This is a genomic window from Enterococcus sp. E4-150 (genome assembly GCF_035726465.1).
GTDB classification, from domain to species: domain Bacteria; phylum Bacillota; class Bacilli; order Lactobacillales; family Enterococcaceae; genus Enterococcus_B; species Enterococcus_B faecium.
On the sequence record NZ_JAPRGK010000004.1, the window covers coordinates 67,082 to 92,233 of the forward strand.

25 protein-coding genes are annotated in these 25,152 nt (G+C 39.8%); 23 read left to right on the top strand and 2 right to left on the bottom strand.

The features are described from left to right. Nucleotides 1–341 precede the first annotated feature (341 nt). From alaS to OZ002_RS04965, 3 genes are all read left to right on the top strand, one after another. Nucleotides 342–2,984: an alanine--tRNA ligase gene (gene alaS, locus OZ002_RS04955; protein WP_325082901.1), complete on the top strand. Its 2,643-nt coding sequence runs from the start codon at nt 342–344 to the stop codon at nt 2,982–2,984. 199 nt (nt 2,985–3,183) lie between these two features. After that, entirely contained in the window at nt 3,184–3,780 is a 597-nt protein-coding gene (locus OZ002_RS04960; protein WP_002295844.1) for an ECF transporter S component, read from the top strand. A 121-nt stretch (nt 3,781–3,901) separates the two neighbouring features. Next, on the top strand, nt 3,902–5,050 hold the full coding sequence (locus tag OZ002_RS04965) for a cation diffusion facilitator family transporter (protein ID WP_002299705.1): 1,149 nt from the start codon (nt 3,902–3,904) through the stop codon (nt 5,048–5,050). A 37-nt stretch (nt 5,051–5,087) separates the two neighbouring features. On the opposite strand, the gene OZ002_RS04970 is transcribed toward OZ002_RS04965, so the two are convergent. Continuing rightward, entirely contained in the window at nt 5,088–5,501 is a 414-nt protein-coding gene (locus OZ002_RS04970) for a ribonuclease HI family protein (RefSeq protein ID WP_156249009.1), read from the bottom strand. A gap of 78 nt (nt 5,502–5,579) precedes the next feature. Here OZ002_RS04970 and OZ002_RS04975 point away from each other — a divergent pair, with 78 nt between their 5' ends. Beyond that, nucleotides 5,580–6,011, top strand: coding sequence for an EbsA family protein (locus OZ002_RS04975; RefSeq protein ID WP_002295850.1), 432 nt, complete (start codon nt 5,580–5,582; stop codon nt 6,009–6,011). A 98-nt stretch (nt 6,012–6,109) separates the two neighbouring features. Here the strand turns inward: OZ002_RS04975 and OZ002_RS04980 are convergent, their stop codons facing one another. Further along, nucleotides 6,110–6,343, bottom strand: a complete 234-nt coding sequence (locus OZ002_RS04980) for a cold-shock protein (protein ID WP_156249008.1) — start codon at nt 6,341–6,343, stop codon at nt 6,110–6,112. 182 nt (nt 6,344–6,525) lie between these two features. On the opposite strand from OZ002_RS04980, the gene OZ002_RS04985 reads away from it, so the two are divergent. From OZ002_RS04985 to OZ002_RS05075, 19 genes are all read left to right on the top strand, one after another. Next, the gene (locus tag OZ002_RS04985; protein ID WP_125179055.1) at nt 6,526–8,196 is read left to right on the top strand and encodes a formate--tetrahydrofolate ligase; all 1,671 of its coding nucleotides are present in this window, start codon (nt 6,526–6,528) and stop codon (nt 8,194–8,196) included. A gap of 171 nt (nt 8,197–8,367) precedes the next feature. Next, nucleotides 8,368–8,754: a hypothetical protein gene (locus OZ002_RS04990; protein WP_002295856.1), complete on the top strand. Its 387-nt coding sequence runs from the start codon at nt 8,368–8,370 to the stop codon at nt 8,752–8,754. Next, nucleotides 8,741–9,439, top strand: a complete 699-nt coding sequence (locus OZ002_RS04995) for a CBS domain-containing protein (RefSeq protein ID WP_002295857.1) — start codon at nt 8,741–8,743, stop codon at nt 9,437–9,439. The genes OZ002_RS04990 and OZ002_RS04995 overlap by 14 nt, the downstream gene beginning before the upstream one ends. Before the next feature lie 4 nt (nt 9,440–9,443). Beyond that, nucleotides 9,444–9,908 carry a signal peptidase II gene (gene lspA, locus OZ002_RS05000; RefSeq protein WP_002306762.1) on the top strand — a complete coding sequence of 155 codons (465 nt, stop codon included), beginning with the start codon at nt 9,444–9,446 and terminating at the stop codon, nt 9,906–9,908. Further along, nucleotides 9,905–10,816: an RluA family pseudouridine synthase gene (locus OZ002_RS05005; protein WP_002299711.1), complete on the top strand. Its 912-nt coding sequence runs from the start codon at nt 9,905–9,907 to the stop codon at nt 10,814–10,816. The genes lspA and OZ002_RS05005 overlap by 4 nt, the downstream gene beginning before the upstream one ends. 234 nt (nt 10,817–11,050) lie before the next feature. After that, nucleotides 11,051–11,590 carry a bifunctional pyr operon transcriptional regulator/uracil phosphoribosyltransferase PyrR gene (gene pyrR / locus OZ002_RS05010; protein WP_002295862.1) on the top strand — a complete coding sequence of 180 codons (540 nt, stop codon included), beginning with the start codon at nt 11,051–11,053 and terminating at the stop codon, nt 11,588–11,590. 13 nt (nt 11,591–11,603) lie between these two features. After that, nucleotides 11,604–12,887, top strand: a complete 1,284-nt coding sequence (locus tag OZ002_RS05015; RefSeq protein WP_002288870.1) for a solute carrier family 23 protein — start codon at nt 11,604–11,606, stop codon at nt 12,885–12,887. A 12-nt stretch (nt 12,888–12,899) separates the two neighbouring features. Further along, entirely contained in the window at nt 12,900–13,826 is a 927-nt protein-coding gene (locus OZ002_RS05020) for an aspartate carbamoyltransferase catalytic subunit (protein WP_002288872.1), read from the top strand. 18 nt (nt 13,827–13,844) lie between these two features. Next, nucleotides 13,845–15,125 carry a dihydroorotase gene (locus tag OZ002_RS05025; RefSeq protein ID WP_125179054.1) on the top strand — a complete coding sequence of 427 codons (1,281 nt, stop codon included), beginning with the start codon at nt 13,845–13,847 and terminating at the stop codon, nt 15,123–15,125. 4 nt (nt 15,126–15,129) lie between these two features. Next, nucleotides 15,130–16,206 (top strand): carbamoyl phosphate synthase small subunit, encoded by a 1,077-nt coding sequence (locus tag OZ002_RS05030; protein ID WP_002288877.1) that lies wholly within the window; start codon nt 15,130–15,132, stop codon nt 16,204–16,206. Between the two features lie 4 nt (nt 16,207–16,210). After that, nucleotides 16,211–19,396, top strand: a complete 3,186-nt coding sequence (gene carB, locus OZ002_RS05035) for a carbamoyl-phosphate synthase large subunit (RefSeq protein ID WP_156249006.1) — start codon at nt 16,211–16,213, stop codon at nt 19,394–19,396. Nucleotides 19,397–19,449: 53 nt separating this feature from the next. Further along, the gene (locus OZ002_RS05040; protein ID WP_002288879.1) at nt 19,450–20,226 is read left to right on the top strand and encodes a dihydroorotate dehydrogenase electron transfer subunit; all 777 of its coding nucleotides are present in this window, start codon (nt 19,450–19,452) and stop codon (nt 20,224–20,226) included. Continuing rightward, the gene (locus tag OZ002_RS05045; RefSeq protein ID WP_002306755.1) at nt 20,223–21,155 is read left to right on the top strand and encodes a dihydroorotate dehydrogenase; all 933 of its coding nucleotides are present in this window, start codon (nt 20,223–20,225) and stop codon (nt 21,153–21,155) included. Before OZ002_RS05040 ends, OZ002_RS05045 begins: the two co-directional genes overlap by 4 nt. Further along, a complete protein-coding gene (pyrF, locus tag OZ002_RS05050) occupies nt 21,152–21,868 on the top strand; it encodes an orotidine-5'-phosphate decarboxylase (protein ID WP_002299720.1) in 717 nt (238 codons plus the stop codon). The genes OZ002_RS05045 and pyrF overlap by 4 nt, the downstream gene beginning before the upstream one ends. 6 nt (nt 21,869–21,874) lie before the next feature. Further along, nucleotides 21,875–22,504, top strand: a complete 630-nt coding sequence (pyrE, locus tag OZ002_RS05055) for an orotate phosphoribosyltransferase (protein ID WP_002288884.1) — start codon at nt 21,875–21,877, stop codon at nt 22,502–22,504. Further along, entirely contained in the window at nt 22,492–22,806 is a 315-nt protein-coding gene (locus OZ002_RS05060) for a hypothetical protein (RefSeq protein WP_002288892.1), read from the top strand. Before pyrE ends, OZ002_RS05060 begins: the two co-directional genes overlap by 13 nt. A 37-nt stretch (nt 22,807–22,843) precedes the next feature. Then, the gene (locus tag OZ002_RS05065) at nt 22,844–23,485 is read left to right on the top strand and encodes a YfbR-like 5'-deoxynucleotidase (protein ID WP_002288886.1); all 642 of its coding nucleotides are present in this window, start codon (nt 22,844–22,846) and stop codon (nt 23,483–23,485) included. A gap of 42 nt (nt 23,486–23,527) precedes the next feature. After that, nucleotides 23,528–24,220 (top strand): carbonic anhydrase family protein, encoded by a 693-nt coding sequence (locus tag OZ002_RS05070; protein WP_016627963.1) that lies wholly within the window; start codon nt 23,528–23,530, stop codon nt 24,218–24,220. Continuing rightward, nucleotides 24,217–25,119 carry a LysR family transcriptional regulator gene (locus tag OZ002_RS05075; protein ID WP_002288888.1) on the top strand — a complete coding sequence of 301 codons (903 nt, stop codon included), beginning with the start codon at nt 24,217–24,219 and terminating at the stop codon, nt 25,117–25,119. Before OZ002_RS05070 ends, OZ002_RS05075 begins: the two co-directional genes overlap by 4 nt. Nucleotides 25,120–25,152: the final 33 nt, after the last annotated feature.

The window sequence follows — 25,152 nt, forward strand, 5'->3', positions numbered from 1 at the left end:
TTCTTATCGTACCAAAAATCGTGGAATATGACCAAAAGGAAATGAAAATAAAAATTGAGATATTGACAGTGATCAATAGAATGCGTATACTAATTAAGTACGAAAAGGATATGATTTGTTTTTTAAGACTCACAGAAAATTCTTTCTTGGCTGAAAAAAGAATAGTCACTAATCAAATTGCTCCCTTTTTCTATTTTGGTAGAAATACCGACGCAGCTCAGCGTTATCGAGTTTAAGAGGTAATGATTACACATCATTGCAATCAAGGTGGTACCGCGAGTTTTCGTCCTTGGCTGTGATGGTGTTTTTTTGTATTTAATTTATAGAAAGCAGGTAATGATATGAAACAATTAAGTAGTGCACAAGTTCGACAAATGTTTCTTGATTTCTTCCAATCTAAAGGACATACGATTGAACCTAGTGCGTCTTTGATCCCCGTGAACGATCCAACCTTATTGTGGATCAACTCTGGTGTTGCAACATTGAAAAAATATTTTGATGGTTCAGCTGTGCCAGAAAATCCAAGAATCACAAATGCCCAAAAATCTATTCGAACAAATGATATCGAAAATGTCGGTAAAACAGCACGTCACCATACGATGTTTGAGATGCTGGGTAATTTTTCGATTGGTGACTATTTCAAAAATGAAGCCATCCACTGGGCATGGGAATTTTTGACTGATCCAAAATGGATGGCATTCGATCCAGAAAAACTTTATGTAACAGTTTATCCAAAAGATACAGAAGCAAAACGCATCTGGCATGAAGAAGTTGGCCTGCCACTAGATCACATTATTGATGTAGAAGACAACTTCTGGGATATCGGTGCAGGCCCATGTGGTCCGGATACGGAAATTTTCTATGACCGTGGAGAAGCTTATAACGATTTAGCAGAAGATGATCCTGAAAACTATCCAGGAGGAGAAAATGAACGTTATTTAGAAATCTGGAACTTAGTATTTTCAGAATTCAACCATAAGCCTGATAACACATTTGAACCACTTCCTCATAAAAACATTGATACGGGGATGGGATTGGAACGCATGGTCTCAATCGTTCAAGATGCGCCAACGAACTTTGAGACAGACTTGTTTATGCCTATTATCCACGCCGTAGAAAAGCTAAGCAAACAAGTAAAATATGGTGAAAACCCAGTAACAGATATTTCTTACAAAGTAATCGCAGATCATATTCGCGCCCTTTCATTTGCTATTGGCGACGGTGCATTGCCATCGAATGAAGGGAGAGGGTATGTCTTACGCCGTTTGCTTCGTCGTGCTGTCATGCATGGGAAAAAATTAGGTATTGAACAAGCATTCTTATATCGTTTAGTCCCTGTTGTTGGGGAAATCATGGTAAGTTATTATCCTGAAGTACTTCAACAAAAAGAATTTATTGAAAAAGTTATCCGTACAGAAGAAGAACGTTTCAATGAAACAATCAATGAAGGTTTGGAAATCTTAAATCAAGTGATCCAAGAAGTAAAAAACGAAAACGGGACGACTCTAGCAGGAAAAGACATCTTCAAACTATACGACACATATGGCTTCCCAGTAGAATTAACGGAAGAGGTGGCAGAAGATGAAGGACTGAAAGTTGATCATGCTGGTTTTGAAAAAGAAATGGATGCACAACGCGAACGTGCTCGCTCTGCCCGCAGTACTGAAAAATCAATGGGGGTACAATCTGCTTTATTGACAGATATCAAAGTAGAAAGTAAATTCATTGGATACACAGAACAAGAATCAGATAGTCAATTATTGGTCATCGTTAAAGGTGAGTCTCTTTTGAATGAAGTCGAAGAAGGTGAAGCTCAAATGATCTTTGATCAAACACCTTTCTATGCAGAAATGGGTGGGCAAGTAGCGGATCAAGGATGGATCATGAATGAAGTAGGCGAAATCGTAGCAGTTGTTACAGATGTTCAAAAAGCGCCTAATGGTCAATTTATGCATACCGTAGAAGTAAAAGCACCAATGAGCGAAGGACAAACCTATCATCTATTGATTGATCAATCGATGCGCAATCGGATCATCAAAAACCATACAGCAACCCATCTACTGCACAAGGCATTGAAAGAAGTACTTGGCGAGCATGCAAATCAAGCTGGTTCTTTAGTCGCTCCTGGACATTTACGATTCGACTTTACCCACTTTGGTCAAATCACTTCAGATGAATTAGCTGAAATGGAAAGAATCGTCAACGAAAAAATCTGGGAAGCTATCCCAGTTGAAACAATTGAAACAGATATCGATACAGCCAAAAACATGGGTGCAATGGCTTTGTTTGGTGAAAAATACGGACATGACGTTCGAGTAGTAAATATTGGCGGCTGGTCAATCGAACTGTGCGGAGGCACACATGTAGCAAATACAGAAAACATCGGAATCTTCAAAATCGTTTCTGAATCAGGAATTGGTGCAGGCGTGCGACGAATCGAGGCTGTAACAAGTAAAGAAGCGTACGAACTACTTGAAGAAGAAGAAAAACAACTAAAACAAGTAGCAACAATTGTTAAATCACCTCAATTGAAGGAAGTTGTTTCAAAAGCGGAACAATTGCAACAGCAAGTAAGAGAGCTACAAAAGGAAAATGAACAATTAGCTAGCAAGTTAGCGAATCAACAAGCTGGTGATGTATTCAAAGATCCAGAAACGATCAATGGAAAAACAATCATTGCAGCACAAGTAAAAGTGAAAGATATGAATCAGCTGCGTCAATTAGCTGACCAATGGAAACAAAAAAATATTTCAGATATTCTTGTTTTAGCAAACGAACAAGAAGGAAAAGTCAGTCTGCTAGCAGCAATGACGAAAGAATCAAATGAAGCTGGACTAAAAGCTGGCGACTTGATTAAAGCAATCGCACCGAAAGTAGGCGGTGGCGGTGGTGGACGTCCAGACATGGCACAAGCTGGCGGGAAAAATCCTGCTGGTATTCCAGATGCACTTAAAGCTGCGAAAGAATGGGTTGCGCAACAATAGGGCGTTTACGTTTGACAGAAAAACAAAAGTTCAAACATTGAACGAAACATGATTATGGGGGCGAAGACAAACAAGTCTTGCCCTCATACTTTTTTCAATTGGCTGGCGCATCTAATCAAATGGTCGGATTCGGATGGTCTTTAGTTGACGAAAGTGACAGAAATTTTTACGATTAGTATAAATAAAAAGGGGTGAAAAAATGAATAGTAGAAATAAGACCTTTCGACTAGTCTTACGTGCGATCTTGTTAGCAATCATCATCGTACAAGCGATGGTTCCTTGGCTGGGGTTTATTCCATTAGGATTCATTAGTTTAACAATTATCCATATCACAGTAATTATTGCTGCAGTAGTATTAGGCCCAAAAGATGGCATGGTGATTGGCTTGTTTTGGGGAATCGCTACAATTGTTCGTGCCTATGCCATGCCAACAACGCCATTTGATACATTAGTGTTCACGAATCCGATTATCTCGGTAGTTCCCAGAGTACTTGTTGGCTTAGTAGCAGGCTTGGTTTTCCACTGGATTTATCAAAAAAATAAATCAATAACGATCAGCTCAGCCTTTGCAGGGGTACTGGGTTCATTGGTCAATACAGTCTTAGTGTTAGGATTCATGGGATTATTTTATACAGGTGCAACGGCAGATGCCTATGGTGTAGATTCTGCTCTTTTATTTAAAACCTTAGCAGGGGTTGCAGCAATCAATGGGATACCAGAAGCAATAGGTGCGGGAATCATAACACCATTACTAGCAAAAGCGTTATTTGCAGCAACACCGTTGAAACCAGAATAATGACCATCTTTTAATAGTAATAGGACGCACGATAGATAGAAAAAGGAAGAGAGGAGAGGAAAACAATCGTCCTCTCCATCTTTTTACCTGAGCAACAAGCAAACTAGAAGGGGTAAAAAACTTGGCTAAGAAACAAGAAGAAAAAAAGAAACAAATACCGCAACAGCGGACAAAAAAAGGAGTACTAGCGGGTATCTTAGGATTGGTTACGAATCTGATCTTGTTTGTCTCTAAGCTAATGATCGGGCTTTTTTCAGGAAGTGTCTCCATTATGGCTGATGCAGTGAACAGTCTATCAGATACTGCTTCATCCATATTGACTTTGATCGGATTTAAAATTGCTGCAAAGCCAGCAGATCAGGAACATCCTTATGGACACGAACGCTTCGAATATATCAGTGGGTTATTTGTTTCGATCATCATTACTTATGTAGGATTTCAATTTTTAGAGTCTTCTGCTGAAAAAATCATCCATCCAGAAAATGTCTCTTTAACACCCATCGTCTTTTTTGTCCTAATCATTTCCATCTTTTTGAAATTTGCACAAGGCAAAATGTATCAGGTTATTGCGCAATCCATTGATTCTGAAACATTGAGAGCTACAGCAACAGATAGTTATAATGATGTCTTTACTACACTGGCTGTATTGCTTTCAGCAGCAATCGAATGGGTAACTGGATGGCGTATCGATGGATATATAGGTTTTGCTTTAGCATTATATATCCTTTATAGTGGATTGACGATGCTTCGAAATTTTGTATACGAACTATTAGGAAGTCGCCCAACGCCAGCAGAGATTGAAGAAATGGAAGAGCATTTAAATGCTTGCGATGATATACTTGGCTATCATGATTTATTGGTGCATAACTATGGACCCAATAAACGCTTTGCATCAGTCCACATCGAAGTAGATGAATCAATGAATTTGAATGTGGCTCATAAGATTATTGATCTGATAGAAAAAGACTTTAAAAAGTCTTTGGATGTGGAACTTGTCTGTCACTTGGATCCAATGCCTGTTGATAACGAAAAATACTATAATATCTTGCGGCAGTTAAAGCAAATTCTTCTTGAAACAGGTACAGGGCTTAATATTCATGATTTTAGAGTAATTCATCAAGGAAAAACGCTGCAATTTGATGTAGTGGTCCCTGAGAAATTCCAGTTTGATGATACAGAACTAGAAAGAATCTTACGTAGTCAAATAGAAGAAAAAATTGGAGATTACCAATTGGAAATTACGTTTGATCACAATTATCTTTTATATTAAATGAGAAACTATAAAAAGACTCCTTAAAGTTTTTAATTTAAAGAGTCTTTTTTTCTTTTAATTGTTTATGGAGAGCCTGACGTGCAAGATTATCTGCTCCTTTATTTTTGTTTTCGGGCAGCCATTGCAGGATCAATAAAGAAAATTCGGATAGAAGTTCTTGGATTCTTTGAAGGTAGGGAAGGAAGAGCTCGTTCTTCGTTGCGTTTTTGTCGACCGTAGAAACTAGTGTTTTGCTGTCTGAAAAACAGAAAATCGTTTCATTCTGTAAGTCGTTTTTCTTTAGAAATTCTAAAGTTTTTAAAAAGACTTCGAACTCTGCTTGATGGTTTGTCCCTAAAGAAAGCGGGATAGATAGCTGTTCTTGTTTACCTTGATAGACAATCAAGATTCCGCCTCCACTAGGACCAGGGTTGCCTTTTGTAGAGGCATCAATGTATACTTTTAACATAAAAAGAGATTCTCCTTTTTGTTCAAACTAATGTTATGGTAAGATTATATCATTACTGAATCGGTGAGAGGTTAGAGAATGAAAAAAAATATTCGATGGCAGCCTGAACTGGCACATACGATCATCTATTGGTCATTGACCTTGATCATTCTGTTTTTTAGTCTGATTCTTTCTTTAGAAAACACAGGTCCTTATTGGAAAAGCAATTTTGTTTTAGGTATTTTTCTTGTTTTTCTATTTCTAGGTTTGCGACGTTCTTTTATTTTAAAATCAAACTCTGTGATTATACGTTATGCTGCTTTTTGGAAAGACCGAGAAATATCTGTCGGACAGATTCGATCTTTGACGCCAACTAATACTGGGGTGCAAATGATGTTGCAAGATGAGAAAGCCCCATCTGTTTTCATGATGCGAAAAAAAGATCAAGTAGTCCTTTTTGATCATTTTGAAAAAAACGGACCCAAATCAGAATCAATTCCTTATCCTTATACGAAAAAAAGAAAAAGCTAATTTTAAAAATCAGAACCTAAAAAAACGAATTTTTACAGGAAAAGAAAAGAGTGAGACGTACGGTTCATCCCGTTTAGCGTCTCACTCTATTTGTTTATCTATTCATGCATACTAGTATCGGTAGTCTGAACGTTGCTTTTCTTGACATGGGCAGCTTGTGTTCCTCGATTCCCTTCGATGATCTCAAATTCGACCACTTGATTTTCTTCCAAAGTTTTGAATCCCTCTTCTTCAATCGCAGTAAAATGTACAAAAATTTCTTCTGTATCATCATAACTGATAAAGCCGTATCCTTTTTTGTTGTCAAACCATTTTACAATTCCTGTGGTCAAAGCACTCACGACCTTTCTAAAGTCTGATCATAGCCTTCATTATAAAGAGTATTTATAAGTACGTCAAATAAATTAAAAACCTGTAATTTTATGTTTTTTTTCTGAATAAAAAAAGGTATAATTGGCATATCTTAACAAAGAAGATATTTTGTTGAATAAAGTTCGTGAAAAGGGGTAATCAAATGAAGAATGATCTGCAAATTTCACAAGAAACAGAGCTAGAACCGATTGTTGAAGTGGCTAGTAAATTAGATCTTAAGGAAGACGATTTGGAACTGTATGGGAAATATAAGGCGAAAATCAATTTTTCTGGAATCAATCGATCAAAGGATAACGCTGAGGGGCATTTGATCTTAGTTACTTCCATCAATCCAACACCAGCTGGCGAAGGAAAGTCAACGATCACTGTAGGGTTAGGAGACGCGCTCAATAAAATCAATAAAAAATCTGTTATTGCATTGCGAGAACCCTCACTTGGTCCTGTGATGGGAATCAAAGGTGGTGCTGCAGGCGGAGGATATGCACAGGTATTGCCTATGGAAGATATCAACTTGCATTTTACTGGTGACATGCATGCTATCACAACAGCTAATAATGCATTATCTGCTCTTTTAGATAATCATATTCATCAAGGAAATGAATTGAACATCGATGCCCGCCGAGTGATTTGGAAACGGGTAGTCGATCTCAATGATCGTGAACTGCGTAAAGTAATTGTTGGCTTGGGTGGGCCAATCCAAGGTGTCCCAAGAGAAGATGGTTTTGATATCACAGTTGCCAGCGAAATCATGGCTATCTTGTGTCTTGCGGCAGACCTTGAAGATTTAAAGGCTCGTCTTGCAAGGATCGTTGTCGGCTATACATTTGACCGTCAGCCTGTGACTGCTGGAGACTTGAAAGCAGAAGGCGCTCTGGCATTACTGCTGAAAGATGCAATCAAGCCGAATCTTGTACAAACAATTTACGGAACACCAGCTTTTGTCCACGGGGGACCGTTTGCCAATATCGCTCATGGCTGCAATAGTATTTTAGCTACCAAGACAGCATTGAGATTAGCAGATTACGTTGTCACAGAGGCAGGATTTGGTGCAGATCTTGGCGGAGAGAAATTTTTAGATATCAAAGTACCTAACTTGAAAAAAGCGCCGGATGCTGTGGTGATTGTCGCCACTGTCCGTGCATTGAAAATGCATGGCGGAATGAAAAAAGATGAACTTAAAAATGAGAATCTTGATGCTTTGAAAGTAGGTTTTGCAAATTTAAAGCGCCATATATGTAATATGGAACAATATCAGCTACCTGTGATCGTCGCAATCAATGAATTCGTAACAGATACAGACAATGAACTCACACTGTTGGAGCACTTGTGTGAAAATCAGGGGATTCTTGCCAAGAGAGCGAGTGTATGGGCAGATGGAGCAGAAGGCGGCGTTGATTTAGCAAAAGCTGTAGTACGATTGATTGATAGAAAAGAAGCTAATTACAAGCCATTATACCGCCTAGAAGAAACGATACAAGAAAAGACAGAAACAATCGTCAAGAAAATTTACGGAGGAAATGGTGTTGTTTTCAGCAAAAAAGCGCAAAAACAAATAGAAGAGTTTACGAAGAATGGATGGGACAAACTGCCGATTTGTATGGCAAAAACACAGTATTCATTTTCTGATGATCCTTCACTGCTAGGTGCACCGGAAGATTTCACCATCACGATCCGCGAAATCATCCCAAAATTAGGGGCAGGATTTTTAGTAGCCTTGACTGGAGATGTTATGACGATGCCTGGTTTGCCTAAAAAACCTGCTGCATTGAATATGGACGTGACAAATGACGGAGAAGTGTTGGGATTGTTTTAAGCTTGATTATAATCTACCGTATACTAAATAACTTTCATTAAACATCGAAGGAGCTGTATTTTGACTACAGCTTCTTTTTTTAGACGATAGGGAATTAATTTTGTTTACACTAGGATCATTCTTTTTCTTTATTGTATTTTGAGCTATACTAAAGCATAATAGGAGGGTATGATGAAAACGACATTTATAAGAAAAACCGGTTTTTACGGTATGGGTAGCTCGATTCAATTAAGAATCAACAATGAAAAACGCAGTGTTCTCAGTCATGAACAAAAGATAACGCTTGATCTGGAAGTGCCCTTTACGATGCAGGTCACCTTTTATTGGCTAAAAAGCCCCGTTTATACAGTGAAAGAAGCAAAGCCTGCTTATGTGATCACAATGAATTACTTGATTCTTCAAATCTATCCGTTTTTATTTCTAGCAACTGGGTTGGGGGCCGTTTTCCTACAAAATTTATTTTTCAGTTTTTTTGCAGTTATTGTGTTGATTGCGTTCTTTTTCTATATAAAAAACCGGGCATATTTGATCAAGGAGGAAAATTATGGCAAACTCTGATCTTTTTTTAATCAGTTTCAATCGAATCGAAAAATGGATGAGAGACGAGATGGGAAATGCACGAAATATGGGATTTACCGAACTTGTCAGACGCCTAGCTCAAAGAAAACAATTAATGATCAGAAAATACGAAGATGATCTTTTACAGCTTGCTCAGTTAAGGAATGCGATCGTCCATGATCGGATCGCAGTCGATTTTGTCATTGCAGAGCCAAATGATTGGACAGTCAAGCGAATCCAGCTGATCGAACAAGAACTGATTCAGCCTGAAACCGTGCTGCCTCGATTTGCAAAACGTGTAACAGGTTTTGAACAAGATCTTCCGTTACTTGAACTGTTAAAGATAGTAGCAGAAAAAAGGTATTCACAATTTCCGTTATACAATAAAGGAAAATTTGTAGCATTGATTACTTTACGTAATATCGGGTTTTGGCTAGCAAAAGAAAGCCAAAAAGGTCCGGTTGATTTAACAAATAAACGAGCGTTGGATTTGATTATCCAAAACGGAAAGTACACAAATTATCATTTTGTTCCAGCTAAAACACATATTTACGAGGTTGAAGCGATGTTTCGTGAGCAAGGGACTTTGGAAGCCGTACTTATCACTAAAGATGGGAATCCCGATGGTAATCTGCTCGGGATCGTACGACCTCGTGATATTTATAAACAAATAGAAAAGGATTGATTTTTTGTTAATTATTTATTGGATATTCAGCGCTTTGCTAGTAGGAGTGGATCAGTTGGTCAAATGGTGGATCACTGATAATCTAGCGCTTGGAGAGACGAAAAATCTTATACCAGGTATTTTGTCACTGAATCATATTCGAAACACTGGAGCCGCATGGAGTATGCTAGAAGGGAAGATGTGGTTCTTTACTATAGTGACACTCATTGCAGTCGTTGTGATTCTCACATTGATGATTAAAAATCGTGAAAAAGGTAATCGCTGGTTCATGATTGGATTGAGTTTGATTCTAGCTGGTGCGATTGGCAATTTTATCGACCGTATTCGTCTTGGCTATGTAGTAGATATGTTCCAGACAGATTTTATGAGCTTTCCGATTTTTAACGTAGCAGATGTGACACTTGTATGTGGAGTGATTTGTATATTAATTTATATTATTTTAGATGAAAAGGATCAAAGAAAAAAATGACAGAACTTAAAACGACGATTCACCATGAATCTGGTAGGATCGATAAAGTATTGACTAATTTATTCACCGATTACAGTCGTTCGCAAATTCAGCTGTGGCTGAAAAATGGAGCGGTTTCTGTCAATGGACAGCCAGTCAAAGCAAATTACAAAGTAAAACAAGGAGACGAGATTACTGTCTTGATCCCCGAACCAGAAACATTAGATGTGGTCCCAGAAAATATCCCGTTGACGATCGTTTACGAAGATGAAGATGTAGCGGTGATAAACAAACCTCAAGGAATGGTCGTTCATCCTTCAGCAGGTCATACGCATGGCACAATGGTCAATGCGCTGATGTACCATATCAAGGATCTTTCTACGATCAACGGCGTTATTCGTCCAGGTATTGTTCACCGAATCGACAAAGATACTTCCGGACTGCTAATGGTTGCCAAAAATGACCAGGCACACGAATCATTAGCTCAGCAATTAAAAGATAAGACCTCTTTGCGCAAATACGTTGCTTTAGTCCATGGAGAGATTCCTCACGAAAAAGGAACCATCAATGCGCCAATCGGCCGTTCGAAGGAAAACCGGAAAATGCAGGCGATAAGAGAAGATGGGAAGCCGGCTGTCACACATTTTACTGTATTGGAACGTTTCGAAGGATTTACTCTGGTTGAATTAAAACTAGAAACCGGAAGAACACACCAGATCCGTGTGCATATGAAGTATATCGGTTATCCGTTAGCTGGAGATCCAGTATACGGACCGAAGAAAACTTTGAAAGGCAATGGTCAGTTTCTCCATGCGCAAATGTTAGGTTTTACGCACCCGACTACAAACGAAAAGATGATCTTTGAAGCACCTCTTCCAGAAGTTTTTGAAAAAACTTTAGAAAAATTAAGAAAAAACATTGCATTTTAATTTAGATAACGGTATAGTAATTAACAACGAAAGCATAAAACTTAATAGAATTCCTTTAAGTTTAGTCCCGTGAGGCTAAGAAGGGTGGGAGCAAGGATACGTATGGTGCGCCATAAGTAGATTGCTCATTGACATAGTATAGCTATCAGTGTATCAGTATACGCTCAGTCTAAACATTCCTCCTGTCCTCTTAGGGCAGGAGTTTTTTTATGCAAAAAAGTAGGGGGAATGAAAATGCAAGCAAAAGAAGTAGTAGATCAGGTAACCATGAAGCGAGCATTGACTCGAATTACTTATGAGATTATCGAGAGAAACCATAGTATCCAAGATATCGTATTGGTAGGTATCAAAACACGAGGAATCTACATTGCATCAAGAATTGCCGAACGCCTGAAGCAGCTAGAAGATATCGATATTCCTGTAGGAGAACTGGATATCACTTTATACCGAGATGACAAAAAAGAAAATCCAGAAGAACCGGAACTTCATTCTTCTGACATCCCAGTTTCCTTAGAAGGAAAAGAAGTTATTTTGATTGATGATGTTTTGTATACAGGACGAACGATTCGAGCAGCAATGGACGCAGTAATGGATTTTGGTAGACCAAGAAAAATTTCATTAGCAGTCCTGGTCGATCGTGGGCATCGAGAATTGCCAATCCGTGCAGATTATGTTGGGAAGAACATTCCAACATCTCGGGCGGAAGAGATTTTAGTAGAGATGCAAGAGCTTGATGGACAAGATCGCATCATGATTTTGAAAGAGGAAGATTAGAGGAGAGAGAAACATGTCGGAGAAAAAAGGATTTCATAATGATGACGTGGTGTTAGATATCCACGATCGCCCAACCCCAGGACATTGGGTAGGATTAAGTTTACAACACTTGTTCACGATGTTCGGAGCAACCGTGTTAGTCCCCATCTTAGTAGGTATCGATCCAGGTATCGCGCTAGTCAGTTCAGGACTAGGTACATTGGTGTACTTATTTACTACTAAAGGAAAGATACCTGCGTACTTAGGAAGCAGCTTCGCTTTCATTGCAGCGATGCAGCTTTTGATGAAAACAGATGGTTATCCAGCGATTGCACAAGGAGCAGTCACAACTGGATTAGTCTACTTGATTGTTGCGCTGATCATCAAAAAGATCGGTTCAGCATGGCTGGATAAAATCTTGCCTCCAATCGTCGTCGGTCCAGTCATCATGGTTATCGGGTTGGGACTTGCGGCAAATGCAGCAACAAACGCTATGTATAATCAGGGCACGTATGATTTCAAGTATATTGCTGTAGCACTGATCACATTAGGATTGACCATTTTCTTCAACATGTGGCTAAGAGGTTTTCTCGGATTGATTCCGATTTTACTAGGTATCATTAGCGGATACATCGTAGCCTTGCTGTTTGGAATCGTGGATACTAAGCCAATCGTAGACGCTGCCTGGTTTGCTGTTCCTAACTTTGAGATTCCCTTTGTACAATATGAACCAAAGCTATATCTTGGAGCAATCACAACAATGGCACCCATCGCTTTTGTGACGATGACAGAGCATATCGGCCATCTTATGGTATTGAATAAACTAACTAAACGTAATTTCTTTGAAGAACCGGGTCTTCATAAGACGTTGACAGGTGATGGGTTAGCACAAATCGTGGCAGCCTTTGTCGGAGGTCCTCCTGTAACAAGTTATGGTGAAAACATTGGTGTTCTGGCTATCACACGTGTCCATAGCGTGTTTGTGATCGGTGGAGCTGCAGTATTTGCAGTCATTTTAGGATTCGTAGGAAAATTAAGCGCTTTGATTTTAAGTATCCCTGGACCAGTCATCTCAGGAATCAGTTTTATCTTATTTGGAGTAATTGCGGCAAGTGGAATGAAGATTTTAATCGAGAACAAAATCGATTTTGATAAAAAGAAAAATCTGTTGATTGCTTCAGTTATCTTAGTAGTAGGAATTGGCGGACTCGTCTTTGAAGTAGGCACATTTACATTGTCGGCAATGGCATTAGCAACTGTACTTGGCATCATTTTAAATCTTATCTTACCAGAAACTTCACGAAGCGAAGAAAACTAAGGAGGAAACATTATGATCATCAAATCAGAACGTATCAGCTTAAAGCATTTATTGACCGTTGAGGCACTTACTGATCAAGAAGTTATGGGCTTGATCCGCAGAGGGCAGGAATTCAAGCAAGGTGCTAATTGGACTCCGCAAAAGCGCCAGTACTTTGCTACAAACCTCTTTTTCGAAAATAGTACTCGCACACATAAAAGCTTCGATGTAGCGGAGAAAAAACTAGGGCTAGAAGTGATTGAATTTGAAGCAAGCACAAGCTCTGTCCAAAAAGGGGAAACACTATACGATACAGTACTGACGATGTCAGCATTAGGCGTAGACGTAGCGGTTATCCGTCATGGTGATGAGAACTATTATGACGAACTGATACAAAGTAAAACAATCCAGTGTTCGATTATCAATGGAGGAGACGGAAGCGGACAGCATCCAACCCAATGCTTGCTTGATTTGATGACCATTTATGAAGAATTTGGACATTTTGAAGGACTGAAAGTTGCCATCGTAGGTGATATCACTCACTCTCGCGTAGCTAAATCCAATATGCAGATGTTAAAACGTCTAGGCGCACAAGTATTCTTCTCAGGTCCTAGAGAATGGTACGACGATGAATTCGAAGTGTACGGACATTATATGCCATTGGATGAACTACTAGATCAAGTTGATGTCATGATGATGCTTCGGGTGCAACACGAACGCCATGATGGAAAAGAAAGTTTCTCAAAAGAAGGCTACCATCAGGAACATGGGTTAACAGTTGAGCGTGCGAAGAAGTTGCAAAAACATGCAATCATTATGCACCCAGCACCAGTTAACCGCGATGTAGAATTAGCTGATTCATTAGTGGAAGGATTACAGTCGCGGATCGTTCAGCAAATGAGCAATGGAGTATTCGTCAGAATGGCAATCTTAGAAGCAGTGCTAAATGGAAAAGCGTAATTATAGGAGGATGAAAAAATGAAAACACTCATTAAAAACGGTCAGATCAATACACGAAAAAATATGACGACACCAGCAGAAATTTGGATAGAAGATGGGCGAATCAAAGCAATCGGTACAGGATTCTCAGAAGCCGAATTTGATGAAGTGTTTGATGCAAAGGGACAATTGATCACACCTGGTTTAGTGGACGTCCATGTTCATTTGAGAGAGCCAGGATTTACATACAAGGAGACGATCGAAGCTGGGACTCGCTCAGCTGCTCGTGGCGGTTTCACTACTGTATGCGCGATGCCGAATTTAAATCCTGTACCTGATACGGCAGAAAAGCTGAGACAAGTATATGACATCATTAGAAAAGATGCAGTTGTGAAGGTATTTCAGTATGCGCCAATCACAGAAAATCTGCGAAGTGAGAAATTAGTTGATCAAGAAGCACTGATTGAAGAAGGTGCTTTTGCTTTCACAAATGACGGTGTAGGTGTCCAAACAGCTGGGACGATGTATCTGGCTATGAAAGAAGCTGCAAAAAACAATAAAGCCCTAGTAGCCCATACAGAAGATGAATCTTTATTATTTGGCGGCGTTATGCACGCTGGCAAGAAGGCAGAAGAACTTGGTCTTCCCGGGATCTTAAGCGTAACCGAGTCTTCTCAAATTGCTAGAGATCTGTTGCTAGCTGAAGCAACTGGTGTTCATTACCATGTTTGCCATGTTTCTACTAAAGAAAGTGTCCGTGTAATCAGAGACGCAAAAAAAGCAGGAATCCACGTAACAGCAGAAGTTTCACCCCATCATCTTATTTTGATCGACGAAGATATTCCCGAAGATTTCGGCTTTTGGAAAATGAACCCGCCGCTAAGAGGACGGGAGGACAGAGAAGCTTTGATCGAAGGCTTGCTTGACGGTACGATCGATTGCATCGCTACAGATCATGCCCCCCATGGATTAGAAGAAAAAAGCCAAAGTTTCATGAAATCACCATTTGGTATCGTAGGAAGCGAAACAGCGTTTCAACTGATCTATACTCATTTTGTAGAAACTGGTCGATTCACGTTGGAACAAGTGATCAATTGGTTGGCAGTTAAACCGGCTGAGATTTTTGGTTTGAATGCAGGAACGCTAACGGTTGGTGCCCCCGCTGATGTAGCAGTTTTTGATATTACACAAACTTGCACGATCGATAAAGCAGACTTTTTATCAAAAGGGGAGAATACACCTTTTATCGGCTGGAAAGTAAAAGGCGAAACACAAATGACTTTTGTCAACGGAAAACTTGTGTGGCAGAAGGGAGAATAAAAGTATGGAACGTTTGCTTATATTAGAAGATGGAACAGTTTTCGAAGGAAAGGCTTTTGGTGCAGATGCTAGTGTCTTCGGAGAAATCGTTTTTACAACAAGTATGACTGGCTATCAAGAAACTATCACTGATCAAAGTTTTAACGGTCAAATCATTACATTTACCTATCCTATGGTGGGTAATTATGGGGTAAATAGAGATGATTATGAATCGATTTCTCCAACATGCAAAGGAGTAGTAGTAAAAGAACATGCACGTGTAGCTTCAAACTGGCGAAACCAAATGACGCTAGATTCATTTTTGAAACAAAAAGGAATTCCTGGAATATCAGGTATCGATACGCGCGCCCTTACTCGCAAAATCCGTGAAGTCGGAACGATGAAAGCTAGTATCGTTGATGCTGGAGATTCCTTCGAACATGCATTTGATCAGCTGAAAGCAACCGTTCTAGCAACCAATCAAGTGCAGCAAGTCTCAACTAACAAACCTTATCCAAGTCCAGGAACAGGTCGGAAAGTCATTGTCATTGACTTCGGTTTAAAACATAGTATTTTACGAGAATTGAGTAAAAGAAACTGTAACCTCACAGTACTTCCCTATAACACAGATGCCGAGACGATTTTAGCGCTATCACCAGACGGAGTCATGCTGACGAATGGACCTGGTGATCCAAAAGATGTGCCAGAAGCAATCGAAATGATCAAAAAAATCCAAGGAAAAGTACCGATTTTTGGTATTTGTCTCGGTCACCAGTTATTTGCTTTAGCCAACGGTGCAGATACCTATAAAATGAAATTCGGACATCGAGGATTAAATCACCCGGTACGAGAAGTAGCGACCGGAAGAATTGATTTTACTTCTCAAAATCATGGCTATGCAGTCGATGAAGCCACGATTGATCCAGAAAAACTCATCGTAACTCATGTAGAAGTAAATGACGGAACAGTAGAAGGAGTCAAACACAGAGATTATCCCGCTTTCAGTGTGCAGTTTCATCCAGATGCTGCCCCTGGTCCGCATGATGCACTACATTTATTTGATGAATTTATGGAAATGATGGACGCAGGAAAGGAGCAGTAAACAGATGCCGAAACGTACAGATATCAAGAAAATTATGGTGATTGGATCTGGTCCGATCATCATTGGTCAAGCCGCAGAATTTGACTACGCAGGAACACAAGCCTGCCTTGCCTTAAAAGAAGAAGGATATGAAGTGGTTTTAGTAAATTCTAATCCTGCGACGATCATGACGGATAAAGAAGTGGCAGATCAAGTATATATCGAACCGATCACACTTGAATTTGTATCAAGGATTCTTCGAAAAGAGCGTCCAGATGCTCTCCTTCCAACTTTAGGCGGACAGACAGGCCTCAATATGGCAATGGAGCTGGCAGCATCAGGTATTTTAGAAGAATTGAACATAGAACTTCTAGGAACAAAGCTTTCTGCGATCGATCAAGCAGAAGATCGTGATCTATTCAAACAGTTGATGAAAGAATTGAATCAGCCAATCCCCGAGTCTGAAATCGTCAATACAGTAGAAGAAGCTGTAGATTTTGCAAATAAAATCGGCTATCCTGTCATCGTTCGTCCAGCCTTTACTTTAGGCGGAACTGGTGGTGGTATGTGTGAAAATGAAGAAGAATTACGTATCGTATCAGAAAATGGATTAAGTCTTTCCCCCGCTACCCAATGTTTGATTGAACGAAGTATTGCAGGTTTTAAAGAAATTGAATATGAAGTGATGAGAGATTCGGCTGATAATGCAATCGTTGTCTGCAATATGGAAAATTTTGACCCAGTGGGTATCCATACAGGTGATTCTATCGTATTTGCCCCTAGTCAAACATTGTCTGACCATGAATATCAAATGCTTCGTGATGCTTCTCTTTCGATTATTCGAGCACTTAAGATCGAGGGAGGCTGTAACGTCCAACTCGCTCTTGATCCACATAGTTTTAATTATTATGTGATTGAAGTCAATCCGCGTGTTTCTCGTTCATCTGCGTTAGCAAGTAAGGCGACTGGCTATCCGATCGCTAAGCTAGCTGCTAAAATAGCACTTGGATTAACATTAGACGAAATGAAAAATCCTGTTACAGGAACGACTTTTGCAGAATTTGAACCTGCATTAGATTATGTTGTAGCTAAAATTCCTCGCTGGCCGTTTGATAAGTTCGAAAACGGAGAACGGCTTTTAGGCACGCAGATGAAAGCAACTGGTGAAGTGATGGCTATCGGTCGGAATATCGAAGAGTCTTTATTGAAAGCTGTGCGTTCTTTAGAAATCGGTACACACCATATCGAACTTCCTGAGTTGGCAGACATCACGGACGATGACCTAATCCAAAAAGTGGTTCGAGCACAAGATGATCGCCTGTTTTATGTAGCTGAAGCTATTAGAAGAGGGTACACCATAGAAGAATTAGCGGATTTGACAAAAATCGATTTATTCTTTTTAGATAAACTGTTGCATATCGTAGAAATCGAACAGCAGTTGAAACAGCAGCCGTTGGATGACAAGATATTGAAAACAGCGAAACAAAACGGTTTTACAGACAAAAAAGTGGCGGAGCTGTGGGAAATAAACGAAGAAGCCGTTCGCCAGATGAGAAAAGAAAATGATTTGATTCCTGTATATAAGATGGTTGACACTTGTGCAGCGGAATTCGAATCAAAAACACCTTATTTTTATAGTTCCTATGAATATGAAAATGAAAGTTCACGATCAGAAAAGCACTCAGTTCTAGTACTGGGATCTGGTCCTATCCGTATCGGACAAGGGGTTGAATTTGACTATGCGACTGTGCATTCTGTCAGGGCAATCCAGCAGGCAGGATACGAAGCAATCATCATGAACAGCAATCCTGAAACAGTTTCGACTGACTTTTCTATTTCGGATAAATTATATTTTGAGCCATTGACCTTCGAAGATGTGATGAATGTGATCGAGCTAGAACAGCCGATAGGAGTAATCGTTCAATTTGGTGGTCAGACAGCAATCAACTTAGCCGAACCTTTGACTGCTGCTGGTGTAAAAATCTTAGGGACAACGATCGAAGACTTGGATCGTGCGGAAAATCGTGATTTATTCGAGCAAGCGCTGAAAGAGTTGGATATTCCTCAACCTTTAGGGGATACTGCTACAAGTAAAGAAGAAGCCGTGGTTATCGCTTCGAGAATTGGTTATCCAGTTCTTGTTCGTCCAAGCTATGTATTAGGCGGACGTGCGATGGAAATCGTTGAAAACCAGCGAGATTTAGAAGATTACATGGAACATGCCGTGAAAGCATCTCCAGAACATCCAGTACTAGTGGACCGTTACTTGCTTGGCGGTGAATGCGAAGTGGATGCGATTTGTGACGGTGAAACAGTACTCATCCCAGGGATCATGGAGCATATTGAGCGTGCTGGTGTCCATTCAGGGGATTCAATGGCTGTGTATCCACCTCAAACATTATCTGAATCGATCAAGAAAACGATCGAAGATTACACGATCCGCTTAGCATTAGGTTTGAATTGTGTCGGGATGATGAATATCCAGTTTGTCATCCATGAAAATGAGGTTTATGTGATCGAAGTCAATCCTCGAGCAAGTCGGACTGTTCCATTCTTAAGTAAGGTGACAGGAATTCCAATGGCACAAATTGCGACGAAAGCTATTTTGGGAGAGAAACTAAAGACACTTGGTTATGAAAACGGACTTTATCCAGAAACAAAAGAAGTTCATGTTAAAGCACCTGTCTTTTCTTTTACGAAATTGCAGAAAGTTGATACTTACTTAGGGCCTGAAATGAAATCGACTGGAGAAGTAATGGGATCTGACAGACAATTAGACAAAGCTTTGCACAAGGCATTCGAAGCTTCTGGATTACACTTGCCTGAATATGGAGCCGTATTATTTACGATTGCGGACGAAACAAAAGAAGAAGCACTAGAATTAGCTAAACGTTTTACAGAAATTGGCTATAGTCTGATAGGAACGAAACATACAGCTGCTTATTTCGAAAAAAATGGTCTGGTCGTTGAAACAGTAGCGAAAATTTCTGAGGAAGCAGCAGAAAAAAATGTAGTCGACTTAATAAGAGATGGTAAAACACAAGTGGTTGTCAATACGATTGATAAAGATCGGGGAAATGCTTCTAAAGACGGTTTCATCATCCGAAGAGAAGCAGTTGAACATGGTATTCCATTGTTTACTTCTTTAGACACAGCAGATGCGATCGTTCGAGTGATGGAATCCCGTGCTTTTTCAACTAACCCTATTTAACGGCGAGCACATGTTAAGACAAAAAGACGAAAAACCGTTGCAGGAGGGGACAGATGAAACAAGAAATGATGGAAATCGTTCAGCAAAAACAGCTGGCACCAAAGATTTTTGAAATGACATTGAAAGGTGATCTAGTAAAAGAAATGCAGCAACCAGGACAGTTCTTGCATATTCTCGTGCCGCGTGCAGACTTGCTATTACGCCGACCGATTAGCTTGAATCATATCGACCACGAAACAAATACTTGCCGTATCATTTATCGGGTGGAAGGTGAGGGGACTAGAGTCTTCTCTACTCTTTCTGCCGGAGACCATTTAGATGTCATGGGTCCTTTAGGCAATGGTTTTGATTTGTCCAATCTTCATACAGGAGACGAAGTATTTATAATCGGTGGAGGAATCGGTGTCCCTCCTCTATATGAGTTATCAAAACAGTTAGTCGAAAAAGGAATTAAGCCAACGCATTTTTTAGGTTTTGCCACACATGAAGTCGTTTATTATGAAAAAGAATTTAATCGTCTAGGAGAAACAAGAATCGCTACTGACGATGGAACATACGGTATGCACGGAAATGTCGGTAATTTATTGTTAGGAACGAAGACGGAACCTACAGCTGTTTTTGCATGTGGTTCAAACGGGTTATTGAAGACAGTGGAACAGCTGTTTTCTTCGCATCAAAATGTCCAGTTATCATTAGAATCCCGCATGGCATGTGGGATAGGGGCTTGCTATGCTTGCGTTTGTCATACGCCGGAAGATGAAACAGGAACAAAAAGTGTGAAAGTTTGTGACGAAGGACCGATTTTTAAAATAGGAGAGGTAATTATATGAATGAGAATCCTTTAGCAGTCAAGCTCCCCGGTCTAGAATTAAAAAATCCTATCATGCCGGCAAGCGGCTGTTTCGGTTTTGGCAAAGAATACGGAAAATACTATGATTTGAATCAGCTTGGATCGATCATGGTCAAGGCAACGACTCCAAATGCCCGCTTTGGCAATCCCACACCAAGAGTGGCGGAAACACCATCTGGCATGTTGAATGCAATTGGTTTGCAAAATCCTGGTCTAGACGTTGTTATGCATAAACTTCTTCCAGAATTAGAGGAGTACAATGAGTTACCCATCATCGCAAATGTTGCTGGTGCTTGTGAAGAAGACTATGTAGAAGTTTGTAGCAAAATTAGCGAAGCGCCAAATGTGAAAGCAATCGAGCTGAATATTTCTTGCCCAAATGTCAAACATGGCGGAATTGCTTTTGGAACAGATCCTGAAGTTGCTTTTCAATTAACACAAGCAGTAAAGAAAGTTTCTTCTGTTCCTGTCTATGTCAAATTGTCCCCAAATGTAACAGACATCGTTCCAATCGCTCAGGCAATCGAAGCTGGAGGGGCAGATGGGTTTACGATGATCAATACTCTTCTTGGTATGCGGATTGACCTTAAGACAAGAAAACCGATTTTAGCCAATCAAACAGGTGGACTCTCCGGACCAGCAATCAAGCCTGTCGCTATTCGTTTGATTCACCAAGTAGCAAGTATATCCAGCCTTCCAATCATTGGGATGGGCGGCGTGCAGACAGTGGATGATGTTCTTGAGATGTTTATGGCTGGAGCAAGTGCTGTAGCTATAGGGACCGCGAATTTCACCGATCCGTATATCTGTCCTAAACTAATTAAAGAGCTCCCTGTGCGAATGAGCGAACTAGGCATCGAATCGCTGGAAAGATTAATCAAAGAAGTGAGAGAGGAACGTGAACGATGAATCAACTAGACCAACGACCAATTATTGCATTAGATTTTTCAACTAGGCAAGAGGTAGAAGACTTTCTTCGATTTTTCCCGAAAGAAGAAAAATTGTTTGTGAAAATCGGAATGGAATTGTTCTACCAAGAAGGACCTGAAATCGTACGTTATCTAAAAGAGGCTGGTCATAATGTATTTTTAGATCTGAAACTTCACGATATTCCGAATACGGTCGAAAAAGCAATGCGGGGATTGGCAAAGCTTGGTGTTGATCTCACCTGTGTTCATGCCGCTGGCGGTATTCGTATGATGGAGGCGGCAATGCGAGGATTAGAAGAGGGGACTCCAGAAGGTGGAAAACGTCCGCTACTTCTAGCTATCACTCAGCTTACTTCTACAAGTGAAGAAGAAATGCATGCCGATCAACTAATCGAAGTTTCTTTAGAAAAAAGTGTGATCCATTATGCTAGCTGTGCCAAAAAAGCAGGATTAGATGGTGTGGTTTCTTCTGCTTGGGAAGTAGAAGCGATCAAAGAAATGGCAGGAGACGAATTTGTTTGCTTAACTCCGGGTATAAGACCAGAAGGAACAGTCGCAGGAGATCAGACAAGAGTAGTCACACCTTCTCAGGCAAAAGAGATCGGCTCAACTTTTATCGTTATAGGTCGACCAATCACTCAGTCAACTAATCCTTATAAAGCATATCAAACGATTCAAACAGAATGGAGCTAACCTAAAATGAATGTTGAACAAAGTATCGCAAAAGACTTATTAGAAATTGAAGCAGTATTTTTAAATCCAAGTAATCCTTTTACATGGGCAAGTGGAATCAAAAGCCCAATTTACTGTGATAACCGAATCACAATGAGCTATCCAAAAGTCCGAAAAGAGATCGCAAAAGGATTAGCAAGCAAAATCAAAGAAGCTTACCCTGAAGTACAAGTGATTGCTGGAACTGCAACAGCAGGAATCCCTCATGCCGCATGGGTAGCGGAAATACTGGATTTGCCAATGGTCTATATTCGAAGTAAGGCGAAAGATCATGGGAAAGGTAACCAAATCGAAGGACGTATATTTGAAGGTCAGAAGATGGTTGTGATCGAGGATTTGATTTCTACAGGCGGAAGTGTCTTGGAAGCAGCTGAAGCAGCAAAAAGAGAAGGTGCGGATATCCTTGGTGTTGCGGCTATCTTTACGTATGAGTTGCCAAAAGGAAAAGCAAATTTCGAAAAAGCCGAAATCCCTCTTATGACGTTGACCAATTATTCTGTATTGATTGAAGCAGCTTTAGAAGATCGTTATATCGATGAGCAAGAATTAACTCTGCTAAAAGAATGGAAAAAAGATCCTGAAAATTGGCAGATTTAAGCGCGCTTGATGAAGATAGAGAAATCCGATTTGTGTCTCCAGAATCATCAATTGGAATAGCAAAAATCCAAAAACTGATTGCGAGAAGCATCTTTTCATCAGGTATGAAAAGAAACTTCTATCGTGATCAGTTTTTGATTTTTTTAAAATTCATTTTTCTAAGACTGGTTAGCAGAAAGAAGAGAATAATCTCTTCTCTTTTTTCTATTATATATAGATTTTCTCTATTTTTTGGTAAGGGAGCTGTTTCAAAAATGGTAAAGAGCGGAAATGTTGCGAATATCAGTTATTTAATGATATGATATTCGGAAAAAGAAATCTCAAAGGGAGGTAACTTTTATGGGATTGAATGAATTTATTTTAGGATTGAACAATTTAGAGACGATCACAAGGGCACCTGGATTTTTTAAATATACAGAGCATACAGTTGCAGCACATTCGTATCGTGTAGCATCTATTGCGCAAGTTCTAGGAGACATTGAAGAAGCGAATGGACAACCGATCGATTGGAAACTGCTCTATGAAAAATCATTGAATCATGACTACACAGAGCGTTTTATTGGTGATATCAAAACGCCGGTGAAATACGCAAGCAAAGAGTTAAGAGGGATGCTGCAAACAGTTGAAGAAAAGATGACGGACGAATTCATCAACCAAGAGATTCCAGCTGAGTTCCAAGAAGTTTATCGCCGTCGGTTGTTCGAAGGAAAAGATGAAACCGTAGAAGGAGAACTATTAGCCATTTCAGATAAGGTTGACCTTCTTTATGAATCTTTTGATGAAATCATCAAAAATAACCCGGAAAAAGTTTATAAGGAGATGTTCATTGAGGCAGTGACTACGATTAAAAGCTTTGAACATCGGCCTTCTGTTCAATATTTCTTTAAAGAGATATTTCCGGAACTATTGAACCAGGAATTTTATGGAAAAGAGGCGTTTTTAGAAACCGTCTCAACGATTGTAAAGAAAGAAGAAAAATAAAAATGATATGAGATGTAGGGGGAAGTATAGTTGAAAAAGAATATGGATGTCGAATGGGGCTATTCTGGAGACAAAGGTCCGGAAAATTGGGCGAGTTTATGTGATTGGTTTGCGAGAGGTGCGGAATTTCCATTGCAGTCGCCTATTCATTTGACCAAGGGGGAAGAAACCAAAATAGAAGGAGACACGCTTTCCTTTCATTATCAAAAGCAACGGTTTACTGACAAGGAATTCAAAAACACGATTCATTTAGTACCTTTTGACCAACTCAGTTATGTAGAGTTCAAGAAAGAACGCTATTATTTGACAGATATTCATTTCCACTTACCTTCTGAACATATCATCAACGGAAAACAGGAAGATATTGAATTTCATTTTGTTCATATGAACAGCAAAAAAGAGAATCTAGTCGTGGGTGTCATGTACCAGCTAATGGAACAGGAAGGTTGGATGTATAATCAAGAAAATGGGGAAAGTTGGAACTTAGAAAAACATGAGCATTGGGTAAATCCGGATGTGTTCTTTCCGGAGCAAAAAAGCCATTTCCATTATATTGGCTCATTGACAACTCCGCCTACCAGCGGGCCAATCCAATGGTTTGTAATGGATCATGTAGGAAAACTGAACCAAGAGTTTCTTCTCCCCTTCGATGGTCAGTATGCTCGACCGAACAACCGACCAATCCAGCCCTTGAATGGAAGAGAAATTTATTATTTCGAGGAGTTTGAGCAATGAATATTCAGCAGATGAAATACGTGGTCGCTGTAGCAAACAATGGTAGTTTCAGAGAAGCGGCAAAGAAAATGTTTGTCTCCCAGCCAAGTCTTTCAGCTGGTATCAAAGAATTAGAAACCGAGTTAGGGATCACGCTGTTTACTCGAACGAATCGAGGGGCATATTTAACAGAAGAAGGGCAAGACTTCTTAAATCGTGCCGAGAAAATATTGGTCCAGCTTGATACATTAGAAACTCACTATCTAACGAGTGAAAAGAGAGACAATTTTTCGATTGCTGCCCAGCATTATGATTTCTTAGGTCCTTTGACCGCACAGCTACTCGAGGAATTTAAAGACGAGATCAAACAATTCCGGATCATGGAGACGACAACAGCGAGAGTGATCGAAGAAGTCAAAGAGCAGCACAGTGAGATCGGCATTATTTATATGAATGAGCATAATCAAGCTGGTATCAGAAGATATTTACAACAAGGAGAGCTAAGTGGCCGCAGCATTGGAAAATTCAAAACGCATATTTTTTTAAGGCAAGGACATCCATTAGCTGAACACGCAGAGATCACCAAAGAAGAATTGTTATCTTATCCTCAAGTTCGTTTTACACAGGATGGAAATAATTTCCCGTATTTTTATGAAGACCTTATCGAGATCCCTGATCAAGAAACAGTGATTTATACGAGTGATCGAGGTACTTTGATGAATATCGTTCTTGAAACTGATGCTTACGCTTCAGGATCTGGTATTGTGATTGGAGGGATTCGCGAGCATTTGCGGTTAATCCCTTTGGCAGAAGGCGAACTAAATGAATTTTATATCATTTATTCGGCGAAACGTCCGCTCAGTGAAATCGCTCAAAGATTTATCAAAGAGCTTACTCGGTTACTGGACCAGCAGAGCTAAGAAAAGCAGATGAGAACGCTGTTTGTTGAACAC